Genomic DNA, 19,763 nt, shown 5'->3' with positions numbered 1-19,763 from the left:
CGCCGGGCGGACCCCCGCCCGGCCCACCGGCCGAGGCGCCGCCGGGCCTGGCGTCCATGCCGTCACCGACACCGAACCCGATCTATGTTCCGGCCCCGGGTGAGGCGCCGCCGCTCGTTCCGGTGGAGGACACGCCATGAGAAACCCCAGAACCTGGGTGGCCGTCGTGCTCGCCGCGTTGCTGGTCGCCGGTGTCGCGGTGCTGGTGCGCACCACCGACAAAGTCAACCGCGTGAACGTGGTGGCCTACTTCGAGAACAGCAACGGCATCTACGAGGGTGACGACGTGCGCATCCTGGGGGTGCCGGTCGGCAGCATCGTCTCGATCGAGCCTCAGCCCGAGCGGGTGAAGATCTCGTTCTGGTACGACGACCGCTACGACGTCCCCGCGGATGCCAACGCCGCGATCCTGTCGCCGGCGCTGGTGACCTCGCGCGCGATCCAGCTGACGCCCGCCTACACGGGCGGGCCGGTGATGGAAGACGACACCGTGATCCCGATCGAGCGCACTGCTGTGCCGGTCGAGTGGGACCAGGTGCGCCGGCAGTTGCAGGTGCTCAGCGAGACGCTGCAGCCGACCGAGCCGGGCGGGGTCAGCCCGCTGGGGTCGGTGATCAACACCACCGCCGACAACCTGCGCGGACAGGGCGCCAACATCCGCGACACGGTCGTCAAACTGTCGCAGGCGTTCTCGGCGCTGGGTGACAAGAGCACTGACATCTTCTCGACGATCAAGAACCTCGCGACCCTGGTGTCGGCGCTGCAGGACAGCACCGACCTGATGCGTCAGCTCAACCAGAACCTGGCGTCGGTGACCGGGCTGCTCGCCGACGATCCCGACGAGGTCGCGACCGCGGTGCGTGACCTCAACGTCGCCGTGGGTGAGGTGCAGAGTTTCGTCGCCGACAATCGCGACGCGCTGGGCACCACGTCGGAGAAACTGGCCGGGGTCACCCAGGCGCTCAACGACAGCCTCGACGACGTCAAGCAGTTCCTGCATCTGGCGCCCAACACGTTCCAGAACTACGTCAACATCTGGCAGCCCGCCCAGGGCTCGGTCAGCAGCGTGCCCCAGATCAACAACTTCGCCAACCCCATCCAGTTCCTGTGCGGCGCAGTGCAGGCCGCGTCCCGGCTGGGTGCCGAACAGTCGGCCAAGCTCTGTGTGCAGTACCTGGCGCCGATCATCAAGAACCGGCAGTACAACTTCCTGCCGTTGGGCATCAATCAGCTCGTCGGCGCCTCGACGCGGCCCAATGAGCTGACCTACAGCGAAGACTGGCTGCGGCCGGACTACATCCCGCCTGGCGGGGCGCAGCCGGCCGGCCCGCCACCGGCCGGTCAGCCGGCGCCGATGGGGAGCGCCCCGCTGCCAGCGGAGGCGGGCCCGGCTCCGGTACCCCCGCCGAGCGGACCGACTCCGGACACCGTGAGCGGACCCCTGCTTCCGGCGGAGGCGGTGCCGACCAATGTTCCCGAGGCGGTGCCGACCAACCCGACCGACGGATTGATGGGCATGATGGTTCCGCCGGGAGGTGGCTCATGACCGCGGCGAGGACACGGCGCGCGGGTGGCGTCGCCGCGCTGGCCATGGCGCTGACGCTGTCGGGATGCGGCTGGCAGGGGCTGAATTCGATCCCACTTCCCGGCACCCAGGGTGGCGGGCCGGGATCGTTCACCGTGCAGGCCCAGATGCCGGACGTCGACAACGTCGAACGCAACTCGCGGGTCCGCGTCGGCGACGTCAACGTCGGCACGGTCTCGGAGATCGAACGGCAGGGCTGGCACGCGCTGGTCACCATGACGCTGAACGGCAACGTCGTGTTGCCTGCCAACGCGACCGCCCGGGTCGGCCAGACCAGCCTGCTGGGTTCTCAGCACATCGAGTTGTCCGCGCCCACCGACGAAGCGCCGCAGGGCCGCCTGACCGAGGGCGCGTTGATCCCGCTGGCGTCCTCGGGGGCGTACCCGACCACCGAACAGGCGCTGGCCGCCGTCGCGCTGCTGCTCAACGGCGGCGGGCTGGGCGACATCCAGGACATCACCGAGGCGTTGTCGACCGCGTTCACCGGGCGGGAGAACGATCTGCGCAGCCTGATAGAACAGCTCGACATCGCGATCGGGCACCTCGACGACCAGACCGACGACATCATCGCCACCGCGGAGAGCCTCAACGATCTGGTCGGGCAGATCGCCGAGCAGAAACCCGTGGTGGACAGGGCATTACAGACCATCCCGGACGCGTTGGCGGTCCTGCGCGATCAGCGCGAGACGCTCGCGGAGGCGTTGGTGCAGCTGGGACGGTTCAGTGCGCTGGCCGCCGACTCGGTGAACCAGACCAGGGAATCCCTGGTCGCCGAGCTGAAGGACATCGGCCCGGTGCTGCAGTCGCTCGCCGATGCCGGACCCGCCCTGACGCGGGCCCTGAGCTTTCTGCCGACGTTCCCGTTCCCGAAGGAGACGTTGACCAACTGGATGCGCGGCGACTACGCCAACCTGACACTGGTGGTGGATCTGACCCTGTCGCGCATCGATCAGGGGTTCTTCACCGGCACCCGCTTCGAGTGCAACCTGACCTGGCTGGAGTTGCAGTGGGGCCGCACGATCGGGCAGATGCCCAGCCCGTGCAACCAGAACGTTCCGCCGCCGGGGGGCAACCCGCTGGTCGCGCCGTACCGTTTCGACCAGGGGCGTTGACATGCGAGTGACCAGACAGATGATGATCCAGCTGGCGATCTTCTCCGTGGTGGCCTTCACGGCGGTGGCGATCATGGTGTTCGGTTACATGCGGTTGCCCCAGTTGCTCGGTGTCGGCCAGTACCGCGTCACCCTGGAGTTGCCCGAGACCGGCGGCCTCTACGACCGGGCCAACGTCACCTACCGCGGTTCGCAGGTCGGCATCGTCGACAGCGTGGCGCTGACCGATACCGGTGTGGCGGCGGTGTTGTCGCTCGATTCGGGCGTGTCGATTCCGGCGGATCTGATCGCCGAGGTACGCAGTCAGTCGGCGGTGGGCGAGCAGTTCGTCCAGCTGCTGCCACAGAGTGGAGACGGACCGGAACTGCGCAACGGCGACGAGATCCCGGTCGACCGGGTCCGGATGCCGCCCGACGTCAACACGGTGCTCGACCTCACCAACGAAGGTCTTGCCGCGATCCCGAAGGACAACCTGCGCACGGTCATCGACGAGGCGTACATCGCGGTCGGTGGGCTGGGGCCCGAGTTGCGCCGGCTGGTCAACGGATCGACGACGCTGGCCATCGACGCCCGGGACAACCTGGACTCGTTGACGACGTTGGTCGATGACGTTCAGCCCGTGCTGAACTCCCAGACCGACACCTCCGACTCGATCCAGGCCTGGGCCCGGAATCTGGCCGGTATCACCGGCCAGCTGCAGCAGGAGGACGCCTCGGTGGCGGGCATCCTCGACCGGGGCCCGGGCGCGGCCGAAGAGGTGCGGGCGCTGTTCGACGAACTGCAGCCCACGCTGCCGATCGTGTTGGCGAACCTGGTCAGCACCGGTGAGGTCGCGGTCGCCTACCAGGCGGGCCTCGAGCAGTTGCTGGTGCTGCTGCCGCAGGGCACCTCGGTGACCCAGGCGATCGGCGTGCCCAAGAACGGCACCAAGCAGGACTACATGGGCGATTCGCTGGTGTTCAACTTGAACCTCAACGTTCCCCCGCCGTGCACCACCGGGTTCCTGCCGGCCCAGCAGCAGCGGGCGCCGACATTCGAGGACTACCCGGACCGTCCCGCCGGCGACGTGTACTGCCGGGTGCCACAGGACGGCCCCTTCAACGTCCGCGGCGCGCGTAACCTGCCGTGCCAGACGGTGCCCGGCAAGCGGGCCCCGACTGTCAAGATGTGTGAAAGCGACGAGAACTACGTGCCGCTCAACGACGGCTGGAACTGGAAGGGCGACCCGAACGCGACACTGTCCGGTCAGGACGTCCCCCAGTTGCCGCCGGGTTCGCCACCTGCAGACGCAGCTCCGCCACCGGCTCCGGCGCCGCCACCCATAGCGGCCGCGGAGTACGACCCGGCGAGCGGCACGTACGTTGGACCGGACGGACGGGTGTACACACAGTCCAATCTGGCCGACAGTGCCGCAGAGGAGCGAACATGGCAGACGATGCTGCTGCCCCCGACGGGGAATTGACGACGTCGAGGGCGGATTCGGCAGGGACCACCGACAAGGAGGCATCCGGCGCGGTCGAGCCCGATTCGACCGCTTCCGACGTGCCCGAGACGGGGAAGCCGGAGTCAGCAGCCACCGCCGAGGCCGCCACTGCGACCAATGCTGACGAGGACGCCGAAGCTGAGGACACCGAGGCTGAGGACACTGAGGCTGAGGGCACCGAGGAGGCCGACGACGCCGAGGGCGTTGTCGCCGACGAGGCCGCACCGGCCCGCGCGCCGATGTCGCACGTCAAGATCGCGCTCATCGCGGGTCTCGTCGCGGTGGTGGCGCTGGCGGGACTGACCGGCTGGCTCGGCTTCCAGGCCTACCAGGCCCAGCAGACCCAGGATCTGCGCAGCCTCTACCTGCAGGTAGGGCGTCAGGGTGCCCTCAACCTTACGACCATCGGCTACGAGAACGCCGAGGCCGACGTCCAGCGCATCCTCGATTCGGCGACCGGCACGTTCTACGACGACTTCCAGCGGCGTGCCGAGCCGTTCGTGGAGGTCGTCAAGCAGGCCCAGTCCACCTCGGAGGGCACCATCGCCGAGGCCGGCCTGGAGTCGTTCTCCGACAACGAGGCCCAGGTGCTCGTGGCGGTCACGGTGCGCACATCGAACGCCGGCGCGCCCGACCAGGCGCCGCGGGCCTGGCGGATGCGGATTTCAGTGGAGAAGGTCGGTGACGAGGCCAAGGTGTCGAACGTGGAGTTTGTGCCGTGAGCGGGGACAGCAAGGACAAGAAGGACGACACGACCGAGGACGGCGGCGGCACCGCGACCGGCGCCGAGCAGACAGCTGCGACTGACGCCGGACAGGCCGACGCCACCGAGCGGGCCGCATCCACCGAAGAGGCCGACGCCGCGGATCAGGTTGACGCCACCGAAGAGGCCGTCACCGAAGATGCCGATGCCACCGAGCAGGCCGATGCCACGGATGCTCCCGGGGAGTCCGGTGACGAGAAGCGCGGCGATGCCACGCCCGCCGAGCCGGTCGCGACCCCTGCGCCGAAGCGTGCGGTGCCCTGGTCGAAGGTCGTCGCGTTCGGACTGTTGCCTGCGCTGGCCCTGCTGCTGGCGCTGACCGCCGGTTTCCTGAAGTGGCAGGCCAACTCCGCGCGCATCGCCGAAGACGCCGCCGATGCCGCCACGCAGGCCGCAACCGAGAGCACCATCGCGCTGCTGTCGTACTCACCGGACACCGTCGAACAGCAGCTCGGCGCGGCGCGCAATCTGCTGACCGGCGAGTTCCAGCAGTCCTACACGGATCTGACGACCGATGTGGTCATCCCCGGCGCCAAGGAGCAGCAGATCGCCGCCCTGGCATCGGTTCCGGCCGCGGCGCCGGTGTCGGCGGACCCCGATCACGCTGTGGTGCTGCTGTTCGTCAACCAGACCGTCACCGTGGGTCAGCAGCCGCCGACCGACACGGCGTCCAGCGTGCGGGTGACCCTGGACAAGGTCGACGGCCGCTGGCTGATCTCGGCGTTCGACCCGGTGTAGGCCGGATCCTGCTGTCATGACATCGCGTCGGCTGGCAGCGGTCGACGCGCAGATGTACTGGATGGCATCGGCGATCCCGAACGATCAGTTCCTGGTCTACGCGTTCGACGGCGAACTGGCCGATCCTGGGTCGGCGCTACAGGAGATCCGCAGCCGCGCCGGAGGATGTGCCGCGCTGACAGTACGGGTCGCCGAGGCGGGGTTCTGGACGTACCCGCAGTGGCAGCCGTGTGCAGTAGAGGCCGACCGCTTCACGGTGCACCGGCCTGCCGACGCGTCGTGGTCGGCGTGTCTGGCCGCCATCGCCGACCTCGGCGACGACCAGCTCGACGCGCGGGTGGCGCCATGGCGTCTGCATGTCTTTCCCACGGTCGCCGAACTCCGCGGCCCGGGCACCGCGACCGGGGCGGTGGCGGTGCTGCAGATGTCGCACGCATTGGGCGACGGACAACGCTCTGCGGCGTTGGCGGCCTGGCTGTTCGGCCGGGACGCGCCGGTCCCGTCCTGCGACGTCGCCGGACATCCGGAATGGTCCTGGGTGCGGCGGGCCGCTGCGGCGGCGCGGGCGCACCGCAGGCTGGTCCGCGACACCGCTGCCGGACTCGTTCCGCCGCAGGCGAAGTCACGGCCGGTGTTGCCCAGCAACGCACGGCCCGAGGGCCGGCGGTACCTCCGCACGGTGCTGTGCGACCGACGTCGTCTGCCGGGCCCGACCGTGACCGTGAGCGTGCTGGCCGCAGTGGCGGGCGCGCTGTCCGGGCATCTCGAGGAGTTGGGTGAGGACACCACGCAACTCGGCGCCGAGGTACCGATGACCAAGGCGGGCCCACGCCGGGCCCACAACCACTTCGGCAACGTCGGCGTCGGACTGCACCCGCAGCTGCCGTTCGCCGTCCGGTGCCGGGCGATCAGTGCCGAGTTGCACCAGCGCCGCAGGCGGGCCAACCATCCGGCGATGGTGACCGCGAGCGCGGCCTTTGCGGCTGTGCCGGCACCGCTGTTGCGCTGGGGTGTCAGGCAATTCGATCCGACGGTGCGGTCCGACACGGCTACCGGGAACACGGTCGTGTCGAGCGTCAACCGGGGCGCGAAGGACCTTGTTCTCGGCACCTCGCCGGTGCTGTTCACCACCGGGTTCCCCGGTCTGTCACCGATGATGGGCCTGACACACGGCGTGCACGGGCTGGGCGACACCGTGGCCGTCAGCGTCCACGCCGCCGAATTCGCCGTCGACGACGTCGACGCCTACGTCGAACGCCTCGCCCGCGCGCTGAATGGCCCGCGAGCTGATGGCCCCGCGAGCTGAGGGCCCCGCGAGCTGAGAGGACCCGCTAGCTGAGGGGCTGGGCATCCGCGGGTTGCGCGGCCACCACGCTCGCCAACGACTGTGTGGCGGCGGCTCTCTCGTCACCCATCCCGACCAGCGTGTCGATGATCAGCGGGCCCAGGATCTGGGTCAGCCCGTGCCCTTCGTGCCCGAAGAAGCCCGCCATCTCCAGCAGCACCGCGCCGTGGTTGACGCTCCACAGCCGGCCCGCGACGGCCAACTCGTCGTCGGGCCGGATGCGGCCCGCGGCGATCATCCGGCGCACGCCGTCGCGCAGCGCCCCGAACGATTCGGCGAGCTCGCTGCGGTTGGTCGCGCTGCCGGTCACGGTCAGGTCGGCCCGGAACCGGGTGAGCGACGCCGGTGCGGCGGTGCCGAACATCAGCTGGTAGCGCTGCGGATTGGCCAGGGCGAAGCGGTGGTACGCGAGCCCCATCGCGAGAAAATCGGCCACCGGGTCGTCGGTGTGGGGGACCTCGGTCAGTGCCGCGGTGAAGCGCACGAAGACGTCGACGGCGATGGCGTCGACCAGCTTGGTCATGCCGCCGAAGTGGGTGTAGACGGCCATTGTCGAGGTGCCCGCTTCGGCGGCGACGTTGCGCGCGCTCAGCGCGTCCAGGCCGTCGCGTTCCAGGAGCCGCACGCCGGCCACAACCAACGACTCCTTCGCACTCATGGTTGTCATCGTGCCATAACGGTGTTATACAGAGGCGGTATATAACGCTGTTATAGGGAGGCGGGCATGACGAACCGCTATCTGAGCGGAGTGTTCGCTCCGATCGCCGAAGAGCACACGCTGACCGACCTCGAGGTGACCGGCCACCTTCCCGGCTATCTCGACGGCCGCTATCTGCGCAACGGGCCGAACCCGATCGGCGAGATCGACCCCGCGTTGTATCACTGGTTCATCGGCGACGGTATGGTGCACGGAATCCGCATCCGCGACGGGCGCGCCGAGTGGTATCGCAACCGGTGGGTGCGGGGGCCGCAGGCGGCGCGCGCGCTGGGGGAGCCGGTGCCGGCCGGAGACGTCGCGATCTCGGGAATCGGCGCCAACACCAACGTCATCGGACGCGCGGGCAAGACGCTCGCACTGATCGAGGCCGGCGTGGCGAACTACGAACTGACCGAGGAGCTGGACACCGTCGGCCCGTGCGACTTCGACGGCACGCTGACCGGCGGCTACACCGCGCACCCCAAACGTGATCCCGACACCGGCGAACTGCACGCGGTGTCCTACAGCATGCTGCGGGGAAACACCGTGCAGTACTCCGTGATCGGCGCCGACGGCCGTGCCCGGCGCACCGTGGACATCGACGTCGGCGGCAGCCCGATGATGCACGACTTCTCCCTGACCGAGCGCTACGTCGTGTTCTACGATCTTCCGGTCACCTTCGACGTGCGGACCGCGGCCACCATGGGAGTGCCTCGCGCCCTGCGGCTTCCGGCGCGGCTGATGCTCTCCGCGGTGATCGGACGGATCCGCATCCCGGACCCGCTCGCCGCGCGCAGACCGAAGGGCCCGTCGTCGGACCGCCGCTTTCCCTACTCGTGGGACCCGAACTATCCGGCCCGGATCGGGGTGATGCCGCGCGAGGGCGGCAACCGTGATGTGCGCTGGTTCGACGTGGAGCCGTGCTACGTCTTCCACCCGATGAACGCCTACGAGTCGGACGACACCACCATCGTCCTCGACGTCATCCGACATCCGAAGATGTTCGACACCAACCGTTCCGGGCCCGACGAGGGTCCGCCCACGCTGGAGCGGTGGACCGTCGACCTCGCTGACGGCAAGGTGCGGGAGTCGCGGATCGACGACCGGCCGCAGGAGTTCCCGCGCGTCGACGAGCGGCGCGTCGGCAAGCGCCATCGTTACGGGTACGCGCCCTACGTCGGCGACAGCGATGGCGGTGACACCCTGCTCAAACACGATTTCGTCGGCAGCTCCACTACGGCCCACTCCTTCGGCGCCGACAAGGTGGTGGGTGAGTTCGTGTTCCAGCCGTCGTCACCGGTGGCCGCCGAGGACGACGGTGTGCTGATGGGCTTCGTCTACGATCGCCGCACCGACCGCAGCGAGTTGGCGTTCCTGGACGCCCAGACCCTCGACGAGGTCGCCAGCATCGCGCTGCCGCACCGCGTCCCCTCCGGTTTCCACGGCAACTGGGTGCCTGCCGACTGACGGGCCCAGAGCCGGGGTAGGTCGGTGCCGACGTGACAGATGGCCTACATTCTGTTGCATGTATGACACTGCTCTCGATGTCGGCGTGCTCATCCTGCGGGTCGTGCTGGGTCTGACCATGGCCGCGCACGGCTACAACAAGTTCTTCGGAAAGGGCGGACTGAGCGGCACTGCCGGCTGGTTCGACAGCATGGGCATGAAGCCGGGCATGTTCCACGCCCGTGTCGCCGCCACCACCGAGATGGCCGCGGGCCTCGGTCTGGCGGTCGGCCTGCTCACCCCGGTGCCGGCGGCCGGCTTCGTCGCGCTGATGCTGGTGGCCGCGTGGACGGTGCACAAGGACAACGGCTTCTTCATCGTCAAGGAGGGCTGGGAGTACAACCTGGTGCTGGCAGTGTCCGCGGTCGCGGTGGCCACGATCGGGGCCGGCAAGCTCAGCCTCGACTACCTGCTGTTCAGCGGCACCGGCTTCTACGACCTGCTGCACGGCTGGTGGGGTCTGGTGATCGCCGCGGTCCTGGGCCTGGCCGGCGGCATCGGTCAGCTGGTGATCTTCTACCGGCCGCCGGCCAAGACCGGAGCCTGAGACCGGCCGCCGGCCAAGACCGGAGCCTGCGACCGCCCGGCAGCCGAGACCGGGCCTGCGACCGCCCGGCGGCCAAGACCGGGGCCTGCGACCGGCCGCCGGGGATGGCGGCCGGTCCCGGCCGTCAGTCCGCCGGCGCCACCTTCGAGGCCATCACGGCAGGTGCCCGGTCCCACACCCGGTGCAGGCCGACCATGTTCGCCAGTGCCTCGCCGAAGTCCTTGTCGACCTTCTTCGCCACCAGGACACCCGGTGCGTCGGGGTCGATACCGGCTGCGGTGAGCGCCTCGACGCCGTCACCCCACGCCGCTATCGGCTTGCAATGCCGGTAGGCCTCCTGCAGCAACAACACCAGCTTGATGTCGCCGGTCGGCCGGGTGCCGTCGGCGACGACGAGCGCGTCGTACTCGATGGAGCGCGCCGTCAACAGGGTGCGCTCGATGACCGCTTGGTGCCGCCCGGACTCCAGCACACCGCCGAACGGGGCGGTCACCAGCACGCTGGCCTTGCGGTCCTCGATCGCCTCGGTGAGCGCGCCGACGCCCGCCAGATCGGAGTCCGCCGCGGCGATGATGCCGATCTTGCGGCCGTCGATCGGACCGGGGGTGTCCACGATCTGCGACAGCGCGGGCGACACCTCGACGTCGGCCGGCGGATTGCCGGTCGGTGCGGGCAGGCCCAACCCGGCCGCCACCTGCTCGCACAGCTGGGTGTCGACGTTGGCGAGGACCTGCAGTTGGCGTTCCTTGATGGCCTGCTCGTAGCACTTGCCGAGCTCGAAGGTGAAGGCCTCGACGAGATGGACCTTCTCCACCTCGGTGAGGCTGCGGTAGAACATCGCCGGCTGGGTGAAGTGGTCGTCGAAAGACGCGGGCTGGGCCCGCTCCGCCGGTCCGTCCACCTGTCTCGGGGTCTGCACATAGCCGCCTTCGTCGGCTCCGGCGACGACGGGCTCGCCGTCGTCGATGCTGTTGGGCCGGTAGGGCGCCTGGCCGGTGTGGATCGCCGTCTGGTGCATACCGTCGCGCAGCATGTCGTTGACCGGGCAGCGCGGCCGGTTGATGGGCAGCTGCGAGAAGTTGGGCCCGCCCAGCCGGGTCAGCTGCGTGTCCAGGTAGGAGAACAGGCGGGCCTGCATCAGCGGATCGTTGGTCGGTTCGATGCCCGGTACGAAGTGGCCGGTGTGGAAGGCGACCTGCTCGGTTTCGGCGAAGTAGTTGGTGGGGTTGCGGTTGAGGGTCAGCTTGCCGATCGGCTGCACCGGCACCAGTTCCTCCGGGACGATCTTCGTCGGGTCGAGCAGGTCGATGCCGGAGTGGGTCTCCGAGCCGTCGTCGGGCATCACCTGCACGCCCAGTTCGTACTCGAGGAACGCCCCCTCGTCGATGCCGTCGGCCATGTCGCGGCGGTGGAAGTCGGGATCGCAGCCGGCCGCGATCTGCGCCTCCTCCCACACCAGCGAGTGCACCCCGGCCACCGGCTTCCAGTGGAACTTCGCCAGACTGGTCTCGCCCTCGGCGTTGACCAGCCGGAAGGTGTGCACGCCGAACCCTTCCATCGTGCGGTACGAGCGCGGTATGCCGCGGTCGCTCATGTTCCACATGACGTGGTGGGTGGCTTCGGTGTGCAGCGACACGAAGTCCCAGAAGGTGTCGTGCGCCGACTGCGCCTGGGGGATCTCCCGGTCCGGGTGCGGCTTGCCCGCGTGGATCACGTCGGGGAACTTGATGCCGTCCTGGATGAAGAACACCGGCATGTTGTTGCCGACGAGGTCGAAGTTGCCCTCCTCGGTGTAGAACTTGACGGCGAAGCCGCGGGTGTCGCGCACGGTGTCGGCGGAGCCGCGCGAGCCCAACACCGTCGAGAAGCGGCAGAACACATCCGTTTTCGTGCCCTTCTTGCCGAGGAACCCGGCCTTGCACACCGATGCCGCGGTGCCGTAGGACTCGAACACGCCGTGCGCGGCGGCGCCGCGGGCGTGCACGACGCGCTCGGGAATTCGCTCGTGGTCGAAGTGGGTGATCTTCTCCCGGAGGTGGAAATCCTCGAGCAGGGTCGGGCCGCGTGATCCGGCCTTCAGTGAGTGGTCGGTGTCCGGGATCCGGACACCCTGTGCGGTGGTGAGGTACTCGCCCTGCTGAGCGCGGGGATCCTGGCCGTCGACGACGTCGTCGAGTCGGGCGCCGGTCGCGCTCGTCGGTCGGGGAGCAGCTTGCGATGGTTTACGTGAAGGGGGCATGGAAGAACTTCCTGCGTCGCGTGCCGGCCGCCCGCGGGTCTGGCGTGGCGGAGATCCGGCCCCCGGCCTGTACCCGAAAGTCCGCGGTTCAATCAGACGGCTGCGGTAGCTCGCCGGTGACCGCCAGGCTCTCGGCGACGTCGACGAGCTTGCGGTTCGCTCGGCGCGACGCCTGCTTCAACATCTCGAACGCCTCGTCGCCGGTGATGCGGTGCCGTTCCATCAGCACGCCCTTGGCCTGCCCGATCACGTCGCGGCTGGCCATCGCGCGTCTGAGCTGATCGGTGCGTTGCGCGTCGGCGAGGGCCACCGCAGCGTGCGTGGCGTACAGATCGGCCAGTTGCCCCGCCGCGGCGTCGAAGGCCTGCGTCGTCGCGCTGTACAGGCTCACCGAGCCCAGCCGCCGGTCGTCGACCCACAGCGGCACGCACAGCATCGAATGCACCTCCAACTCGAGTGCTGTCGACGCGAACTCGGGCCAGCGGGATTCGCAGGCCATGTCGGCCACGGTGATCACGCACTGCTCGCGCGAAGCGTCGAAGCACGGCCCCACACCGGTGCGTTGCTGCAGGGCGTCCAACCGCGGTGGTGCGGACCCGAGGGTGGCCTGCGGTTCGAGGCGGTCGCGCACCAGCAGGTTCACCCCGGCGTGATCGGCGCACCGGATCACCGAGGTCGCCGAGCGCAGGATTGCCTCCAACGTCCGGGTGAGGTCGGCCTCGTTGACGTGCAGCGCCCGGCCCAGCACCTTGAGCGTGTCGAACTGCGCGTCGTCGAGGTCCAGCAGTGCCGCCACGTCGGCGAACGCGTGCGGCGGATCGGCGGGCGATGCGCCGTCGCGGGAGCCTGACGTCTGGTGCGCAGCGGCCGTCGGGCTTTCGTGCGCAGCGGCCGTCGGGCTCTCGTGCGGAGCAGGCATCGGACCCCCGTGCGGAGCAGGCATCGGACCCCCGTGCGGAGCAGGCATCGGACCCCCGTGCGGAGCAGGCATCGGACCATTGTCACAGACCTCGTCGCGGACCCGCCGCGGCCGGGTTCACGCCGTTTTGGCGCGGTTCACCTCAGTCGAACTGGAACACGTTCTAATCTGATCCCCATGGGTTTTCTCAAGCAGGACGCGCCCGTCGTCGACTACGCCGAATGGAGCAAGGGCACGCGCGCCGAGAGGATCGTGCCGATGGCTCGGCACTGGGCCGAGGTCGGCTTCGGCACCAGGGTCGTCATGCACCTCTTCTACGTGCTGAAGATTCTGTTGTACGTGCTGGGCGCGTGGCTGGTCGTGCTGACCACGACCGGGATAGACGGATTCACGAACGTCAGTAGTTGGTATGCCGAGCCGATCGTCTACCAGAAGGTCGTGCTCTACACGATGCTGTTCGAGGTCGTCGGTCTCGGCTGCGGATTCGGGCCGCTGAACAACCGATTCTTCCCGCCGATGGGGTCCATCCTCTACTGGCTGCGGCCGAACACGATCCGGTTGCCACCCTGGCCCTCCCGGGTGCCGCTGACCTCCGGTGACACCCGCGGTCCGGTCGACGTGGCGCTCTACGCCGGGCTGTTGGTGATGCTCGTGGTCGCCCTGTTCTCCGACGGCTCCGGACCCATCCCCGAGCTCGGATCCGACGTCGGGGTGCTGCCCGTGTGGCAGACGGTGGCGATCCTGACGCTGCTGGCGCTCGCAGGCCTGCGCGACAAGGTGATCTTCCTCGCTGCCCGCGGCGAGGTCTACGGCGCGCTGGCGGTGTGCTTCCTGTTCAGTGGTGCCGACATCGTCCTGGCCGCCAAGCTCGTGTGCCTGGTGATCTGGATGGGCGCGGCCACGTCGAAACTCAACAAGCACTTCCCGTTCGTCATCTCGACGATGATGAGCAACAACCCGGTGATCCGGCCCCGCTCGATCAAGCGCAGATTCTTCGAGCATTTCCCCGACGACCTACGTCCGGGCCGGGCCTCGCGCTGGCTGGCCCACTTCTCGACCGCCATCGAGATGTTGGTGCCGCTGGTGCTGTTCTTCTCCCACGGAGGCTGGGTCACCGCGATCGCCGCGATCGTGATGCTGTGCTTCCACTTCGGCATCCTGTCGGCCATCCCGATGGGGGTGCCGCTGGAGTGGAATGTCTTCATGATGTTCAGTGTGCTGGCGTTGTTCGTCGGCAACGCCGGCATCGGTCTCGGTGACCTCAACAGCCCCTGGCCGCTGGTGCTGTTCGCGGTGTCGGCGGGGACGGTGGTGATCGGAAACCTGTTCCCGCGCAAGGTTTCCTTCCTGCCCGGTATGCGCTACTACGCCGGTAACTGGGACACCTCGCTGTGGTGCATCAAACCGTCGGCGGCGGTCAAGATCGAGAACGGCATCGTCGCGATCGCGAGCATGCCGGCCGCGCAGATGGAGAAGTTCTACGGCAGTAGGGAAACCGCCGAGATGTACCAGTACATGGGTTACGCCTTCCGGTCGTTCAACACCCACGGCCGCGCGATGTTCACGCTGGCGCACCGCCTGATGGCCGGTCACGACGAAGCCGACTACGTGCTCACCGACGGTGAACGGATCTGCAGCACCGCGATCGGATGGAACTTCGGCGACGGGCACATGCACAACGAGCAGCTGATCGCCGCGCTGCAGAAGCGTTGCCGATTCGAGCCCGGGGAGGTGCGGGTGCTGGTGCTCGACGCCCAGCCCATCCACAAACAGCGTCAGGAGTACCGGTTGGTCGACGCCGCGACCGGCGAGTTCGAGCGTGGCTATGTGATGGTCGCCGACATGGTCACGCGTCAGCCGTGGGACGACACGGTGCCGGTGCACGTGACGTGGTCGTCGTCGGTCAGCCCATGACGTCGCGCACCGGAACGCTTTCGAGCCCGGTGAGCAGCAACTCGCGTGAGGTGTCGAGGTGTTTGCGCCAGTGCGCCTCGGCGCGGTCGGCGTCGCCGGCGCGCAGGAACTGCAGCAGCTTGCGGTAGGACCGCATCAGTTTCTCGTAGTCGTCCCGCGACACCGGCCGGCGCTCGTTGAATACGAACGCGGTGTGCCGCACGGTGATCTCGTGGAGCATGCCGGCGACGATGCCCAGCGTCGCGTTGCCCGACAGCTGCACGACCCGCAGGTGGAACGCGCCGGTCGATTCGGCGAGACGGTCGGACTGGTGGTCCTCGGCCACCAGGCCGGCCAGCATCTGTTCGAGTTCGTCGAATGCCTCGGACGTGCCGGTCTCGGCGAGCAGCCGGGCCGCCATCGGCTCGATCGCCGACTTGGCGGTGAGCAGATCGGCGATCGTCGCGCCGGACAGTTCCAGCAGCAGGCCGGCCGGGCGGGCCACCACCTCGGGACCGGGCACCCGCACCCGCGCCCCGGTCCGCGAGCCACGCCGCACCTCGACCAGACGCTCGGACTCCAGGACCCGGACCGCTTCGCGCAACGTGGGTCTGCTGACGCCGAAGTGGGCCATCAACTCGGCTTCGTTGGGCAGGAAGTCACCGTCTTTGAGCTGGCCTTCCACGACCATGCGGCGCAGGGTCCCGGCGACCAGCTCGGCCGTCTTGGGGGACCGGACCGCGGTGCGGGACGCCACGGCGTCGGCGCCGATCATCGGGGCCAGGGGAGTGCTGCGTGCCACGGCACCCTCCTCCCGGTCGACTCCGCTGCCACAAAGCTGTGCAACTCAGTAAACCATGTGGGGCTGTTACCGGGCGGCATCGGACGGAACCGGCGGTCAGCCCCAGATACTGCCAGCGCGAGCGCGGGAAGGCTCAGCGGCGGGCGAACCCCTTGTTGCGCATCAGGAAGTCGGCCAGGTATCCGTCGTGCGGGATGTGCGGGGCCCCGTGGTGGGTCGCGACGGCGCCGCAGTAGAGATTGGTCACCGACGGCTCCCGGGCCAGGCTGTCGAGCAGCGTCTGGTCGGCGGTGATCGCGGTGACGACGAGGCTGTCGCGCAGCGGTGCCAGTCCGTTGTCGCGCGACCACCCCGCCACCCACACGCAGGGGAACGGCAGCTCCGTCCCGAGTGTCACCGGGTCCGGTGAGTCGAGCAGATGCACCGCGGGCCGCAACGCCGCGACGCCACCGCCCAGGTCGGCGACCACCTGCTCGGCGCCCAGGATGGGCTCTGTCGCGACCGCGCAGCGCGCCAGCCGGTCGGCGACTGCCCGGGCGTTGCCGATCGCCGACGTGGGAAGCGCCGCACGGGGGTCGGCGGCAGGGAGCACGGGCATCGCGCTGAGCCGTTCGGCGACCGCCCGCGCCAGCGGCCCGGCGTCGCCCTCGTACAGCACGGCGGTGGCGTTGACACACGCCGTGCCCGCCAGCGCCGCGACCGAGTCGACGATGACGTCGAGGTGGGCACGCCAGTCCTGCTCGGCGGTGACGACGATCTTGGCGCGGCCGGGACCGTTGACGCACACCGTCGGGTCGTCGGCGTACCGGTCGGCGACATGCTGCCCGCCGTAGACCAGCGCGAGGTCGACCGCACGCACGAGGTCGTCGGCACCGGTGTGTCCGGTCGGCAGACAGCCGGCGTCGACGTCCCGGAATCCGGCCGCCCGCAGCGCGCTCACGAGCCGGTGGGCGGTCAGGGGTTCGCGCCGCGAGGGCCGCACCGCCACGCGGTAGCCCAGCGCCAGGGCCTGCGGCCACAGTCCGTGCACACCGGGAGCGTTGCCCGGGGCGTGCACACCGAGCACCTCGCCGCGCCGCGCCCAGATCGCGCCCTCGCTCTGGTGGCGCCAGTCCAGTTCGGTTCGGGCGGGCCGCGCCGCGCGCACCGCGTCGAAGGTCGTCGCCACCGCCGACGCGACGGCGCGGGCACCGGTCTCGACCACGGCGATCGGCAATCCGGTGATGCGGCAGGTGAGCTCGACGTAGTCGGTGAAGTCCAGCCCGGCGAGCGTGGCCGAGGTGAACAGCTCGGCCGCGCGGTCCAACGCTGCGGCGCGTTCGCTGACGGGCAACGGCGCGGCTCGTCGCTGCGCGGCGACCGTTCGGGTGACGTACAGCCGCGGCGCCACCGACGTCTCGAGCACCGGAGCTCCGCCGGTGTCGGTGACGACCTCGCGCGCCCGGGTGCGGTAGACGCCCTCCGGCCCGAGCGCATCCAGATTGAGTGCGGCAGGGGCTGCAGCCATGGTCAGTACACGCCCTCGATCACCGGCTCGCCGTCGAACACCGCCACCGGCGCGACCTCGGCCAGCGAGTCACCGATCTGGCCGTCCGGGCCGGGCATCCGCAGTGCGGTGTCGCGTTCGAGGTTGTTGGGGATGAACATGCCCTTGCTGATGTGGTGCATCACCACCTGCCCGCGCTCGCCGTAGCCGACCCGCTCACCGGAGGCGGGGTCGACGACCCAGAACACCACGTAGGGCGAGCGGGGATCGAAGATCGCTGTGTCGCCGTCGATACGGGTGGCGGCCTGAGACAGGATCATGGTGCTGCCGAAGGCGATGGAGATGGCCGCGGCGGGGAAGACTGCGCGGAACAGGTCCATGGTGTCGGCATCCACGTGCGCGCCGCTGAGCAGGATGAAGCGGATGCGCCGGCGCACCAGATCGGTCAGTTCCGCGTCGGTGGCGATGGCCTCCAGCAGCGGCGGGGTGGCGTGCAGGTTCGTCACCCGTTGCGAGCGCAGGATGTGGCGAGCCTGGTCGAGCACGTGTGACACGTAGTCGCCGACCACGGCGGCCGAGCGTCGGTCGGGGCGCGCCGCCAGGCGTTTCACCCAGCGCGGATCGAGGTCGACGGTGTGGCACGGCGCCCCGAGCCGCTCGGCCACCGCGCGGTCGAAATAGCCGACGCCGTGCGGTCCGCCCGGCACCAGTGCCAGCAGCCCGGCGTCGGCGACGAAGCCGCCGGCGCTGAAATCCTCGACCTGCCAGCGGGTGACCTGCTCCACCCAGTCCGGCAGCTGTGCGGTGCGCTTCGGCGCACCGGTGGTGCCGCCGGACTCGAACACCTTCGGCACCGGGGCGGGGCACCCGTAGCCGCGGGGGATGAGGTCCTCGACGGCGGCGTCGCGCAACCGGTCGACGAGGGCGGGGAACCGGGCGAGGTCGTCGTAGCCGCGCACCTCGACACGCGGATCGAAATCCAGGATCTCAGCGATGCGCAGCCAGAACGGTGACCCGGTGTCCGCGCTGAAATGCCAGTCCAGCGCCGCGCGCAGGTACGCCCCCGGCTCGGGTGCGGTCGCTGTCGGGACGTCGAGCACCGGGTCGTGACGTGCGGCTGGGAACGCCATCAGCTCATCGTGTCCCAGCTGCGGGTGCGCGCCGGCGGACCGTCGGTGAGCGTCCGCTGTCCGGCCGGTGAATTCCCGGCGGAGCGGGCAGGCGCTCACGGGGTTGGTCGGGATCGGGGACGAGACGGCTGCGCCGCGTGGAAGGCTGGCTGCATGCCGCAGGAGCTCACCGCCGAGGACGCCGCCGCCCGCATCGATCGCCGCGACACGCTGGGCATCCCGCTCGGACCCGGCCAACCGCCCGGATTCCTGCGCGCGCTGGGCGAACGGACCGACTGGGCCGATCTGCGCGTCTACGGGGCGCTGCTGGCGGTGAGCACCGAACTCTTCGGCCGCTCCGGCGTGCACTACCAGTCGGGGTTCTACGGCCCGCTGGAGCGGGCGCTGCGCGACTCGGGCGCCGACATCGAGTTCACCCCGGCGGACTTCCGCCGCTTCGGGCCGCTGCTGCAACGCCAGTGCCCCCGCGTGATGACGACGGTCGCCGCCGCCCCCGACGCCGACGGATGGTGCTCGCTGGCGCTGCACGCCGGCGGCACGACCGACGAGCTACGGCGCGCCGGAGCCGACCCGGACCGGTTGCTGATCGTCGAGGCGTCCGACGGCTATCCACGCACGTTCGGGCACGGCGACCATCGGCATGCGCTGCACGTCGACGAGATCGACATCCTGATCCGCTCCTCGGAGAGCCCGCTCGAACTCCCCGAACCGGAGCCGTCGGATGCCGACCGGGCGATCGCCGAGCACGCCGTCGCGTTCATCCGGCCCGGCTCCACGCTGCAGACCGGCATCGGCTCGATTCCCAGTCAGATCGCGACCCTGCTGGCAGACGGGGACGGCGGCGGCTACGGCCTGCACAGTGAGATGTTCACCGACGGCTGCATGCGGCTGCACCGGGCGGGCAAGGTCACCAACGACGCGAAGGGGATCTTCGACGGGGTCAGCGTCACGACGTTCGCGTTCGGATCGGCGGAGCTCTACACGTGGCTGGACGGCAACGCCGATGTGGCGTTCCTGCCGGTCGAGATCGTCAACGCGCCCGAGATCATCGCGGCCAACCACACCATGGTGTCCATCAACGGCGCGCTCGCGATCGACCTCCACGGCCAGGTCGTCGCCGACACCGTCGCCGGGAACCAGTTCAGCGGGATCGGGGGCGCCGAGGACTTCGTGGCCGGGGTCGGGCTCGAGCTGACCGACCGCTCGCTGATCTGCCTGCCGTCCACGTACGACAAGGACGGCGAGCTCGTGTCGCGGATCGTGCCGTGGTTCGGTCCCGGCGCCGTCGTCACGACGCCCCGCCACCACGTCGACGTCATCGTCACCGAGTACGGGGTCGCCGAGCTGGAAGGCAAGACGGTGCGGCAACGCGGTCACGCGCTGGCCGAGATCGCCCATCCGAGGTTCCGCGACGAACTGGCCGAGGCGGCCGACCGCGCCGCCGCCGGCCGCTCGCCGGTGCGCTGAGTTACCGAATCCGCCTACCAACCAGTAGGTTGACCTAGTAAACCTTGTTCG

Annotated in this window: 16 protein-coding genes; 10 read left to right on the top strand and 6 right to left on the bottom strand. The window is 69.5% G+C overall.

Annotated elements, in window-relative coordinates:
* Positions 1 to 136 precede the first annotated feature (136 nt).
* Genes J3476_RS21375 through J3476_RS21350 form a run of 6 tightly spaced genes read left to right on the top strand, consistent with a single transcriptional unit; the run spans position 137 to position 6,987 of the window.
* Positions 137 to 1,546, top strand: coding sequence for an MCE family protein (locus J3476_RS21375; RefSeq protein WP_207068358.1), 1,410 nt, complete (start codon positions 137 to 139; stop codon positions 1,544 to 1,546).
* A complete protein-coding gene (locus J3476_RS21370) occupies positions 1,543 to 2,697 on the top strand; it encodes an MCE family protein (RefSeq protein WP_207068357.1) in 1,155 nt (384 codons plus the stop codon). Before J3476_RS21375 ends, J3476_RS21370 begins: the two co-directional genes overlap by 4 nt.
* A 1-nt stretch (position 2,698) precedes the next feature.
* Entirely contained in the window at positions 2,699 to 4,159 is a 1,461-nt protein-coding gene (locus tag J3476_RS21365; RefSeq protein WP_207068356.1) for an MlaD family protein, read from the top strand.
* On the top strand, positions 4,123 to 4,902 hold the full coding sequence (locus tag J3476_RS21360; protein WP_207068355.1) for an Mce protein: 780 nt from the start codon (positions 4,123 to 4,125) through the stop codon (positions 4,900 to 4,902). The genes J3476_RS21365 and J3476_RS21360 overlap by 37 nt, the downstream gene beginning before the upstream one ends.
* Entirely contained in the window at positions 4,899 to 5,681 is a 783-nt protein-coding gene (locus J3476_RS21355; RefSeq protein WP_207068354.1) for a hypothetical protein, read from the top strand. The genes J3476_RS21360 and J3476_RS21355 overlap by 4 nt, the downstream gene beginning before the upstream one ends.
* Positions 5,682 to 5,697: 16 nt before the next feature.
* Positions 5,698 to 6,987 carry a DUF1298 domain-containing protein gene (locus J3476_RS21350; protein WP_207068353.1) on the top strand — a complete coding sequence of 430 codons (1,290 nt, stop codon included), beginning with the start codon at positions 5,698 to 5,700 and terminating at the stop codon, positions 6,985 to 6,987.
* Positions 6,988 to 7,012: 25 nt separating this feature from the next.
* Here J3476_RS21350 and J3476_RS21345 read toward each other — a convergent pair whose 3' ends face one another.
* Positions 7,013 to 7,684, bottom strand: a complete 672-nt coding sequence (locus J3476_RS21345) for a TetR/AcrR family transcriptional regulator (RefSeq protein WP_207068352.1) — start codon at positions 7,682 to 7,684, stop codon at positions 7,013 to 7,015.
* A 66-nt stretch (positions 7,685 to 7,750) separates the two neighbouring features.
* Here J3476_RS21345 and J3476_RS21340 point away from each other — a divergent pair, with 66 nt between their 5' ends.
* A complete protein-coding gene (locus J3476_RS21340; protein ID WP_207068351.1) occupies positions 7,751 to 9,190 on the top strand; it encodes a carotenoid oxygenase family protein in 1,440 nt (479 codons plus the stop codon).
* Between the two features lie 58 nt (positions 9,191 to 9,248).
* Positions 9,249 to 9,776: a DoxX family protein gene (locus J3476_RS21335; protein WP_207068350.1), complete on the top strand. Its 528-nt coding sequence runs from the start codon at positions 9,249 to 9,251 to the stop codon at positions 9,774 to 9,776.
* Positions 9,777 to 9,900: 124 nt separating this feature from the next.
* Here the strand turns inward: J3476_RS21335 and J3476_RS21330 are convergent, their stop codons facing one another.
* On the bottom strand, positions 9,901 to 12,015 hold the full coding sequence (locus J3476_RS21330) for a catalase (RefSeq protein WP_207068349.1): 2,115 nt from the start codon (positions 12,013 to 12,015) through the stop codon (positions 9,901 to 9,903).
* A gap of 88 nt (positions 12,016 to 12,103) precedes the next feature.
* On the bottom strand, positions 12,104 to 12,934 hold the full coding sequence (locus J3476_RS21325) for a GAF and ANTAR domain-containing protein (RefSeq protein WP_207068348.1): 831 nt from the start codon (positions 12,932 to 12,934) through the stop codon (positions 12,104 to 12,106).
* A 177-nt stretch (positions 12,935 to 13,111) separates the two neighbouring features.
* On the opposite strand from J3476_RS21325, the gene J3476_RS21320 reads away from it, so the two are divergent.
* Positions 13,112 to 14,848, top strand: coding sequence for a DUF3556 domain-containing protein (locus tag J3476_RS21320; RefSeq protein ID WP_207068347.1), 1,737 nt, complete (start codon positions 13,112 to 13,114; stop codon positions 14,846 to 14,848).
* On the opposite strand, the gene J3476_RS21315 is transcribed toward J3476_RS21320, so the two are convergent.
* The 3 genes from J3476_RS21315 to J3476_RS21305 form a co-directional block, all read right to left on the bottom strand.
* On the bottom strand, positions 14,838 to 15,629 hold the full coding sequence (locus J3476_RS21315; protein ID WP_207068346.1) for a FadR/GntR family transcriptional regulator: 792 nt from the start codon (positions 15,627 to 15,629) through the stop codon (positions 14,838 to 14,840). The genes J3476_RS21320 and J3476_RS21315 overlap by 11 nt on opposite strands.
* Positions 15,630 to 15,762: 133 nt before the next feature.
* Positions 15,763 to 17,136, bottom strand: coding sequence for an aldehyde dehydrogenase family protein (locus J3476_RS21310; protein WP_207068345.1), 1,374 nt, complete (start codon positions 17,134 to 17,136; stop codon positions 15,763 to 15,765).
* A gap of 2 nt (positions 17,137 to 17,138) precedes the next feature.
* Positions 17,139 to 18,245, bottom strand: coding sequence for an AMP-binding protein (locus tag J3476_RS21305; protein WP_207068344.1), 1,107 nt, complete (start codon positions 18,243 to 18,245; stop codon positions 17,139 to 17,141).
* Positions 18,246 to 18,398: 153 nt separating this feature from the next.
* On the opposite strand from J3476_RS21305, the gene J3476_RS21300 reads away from it, so the two are divergent.
* Complete coding sequence (locus J3476_RS21300) at positions 18,399 to 19,712, top strand: acetyl-CoA hydrolase/transferase family protein (protein ID WP_207068343.1); 1,314 nt, start codon at positions 18,399 to 18,401, stop codon at positions 19,710 to 19,712.
* Positions 19,713 to 19,763 lie beyond the last annotated feature (51 nt).

Origin of the sequence: Mycobacterium sp. PO1 (assembly GCF_017312405.1) — a bacterium.
Taxonomy (GTDB): domain Bacteria; phylum Actinomycetota; class Actinomycetes; order Mycobacteriales; family Mycobacteriaceae; genus Mycobacterium.
Note: the sequence above shows the minus strand (reverse complement) of the source record. Positions and strands in the feature narration are given on the sequence as shown.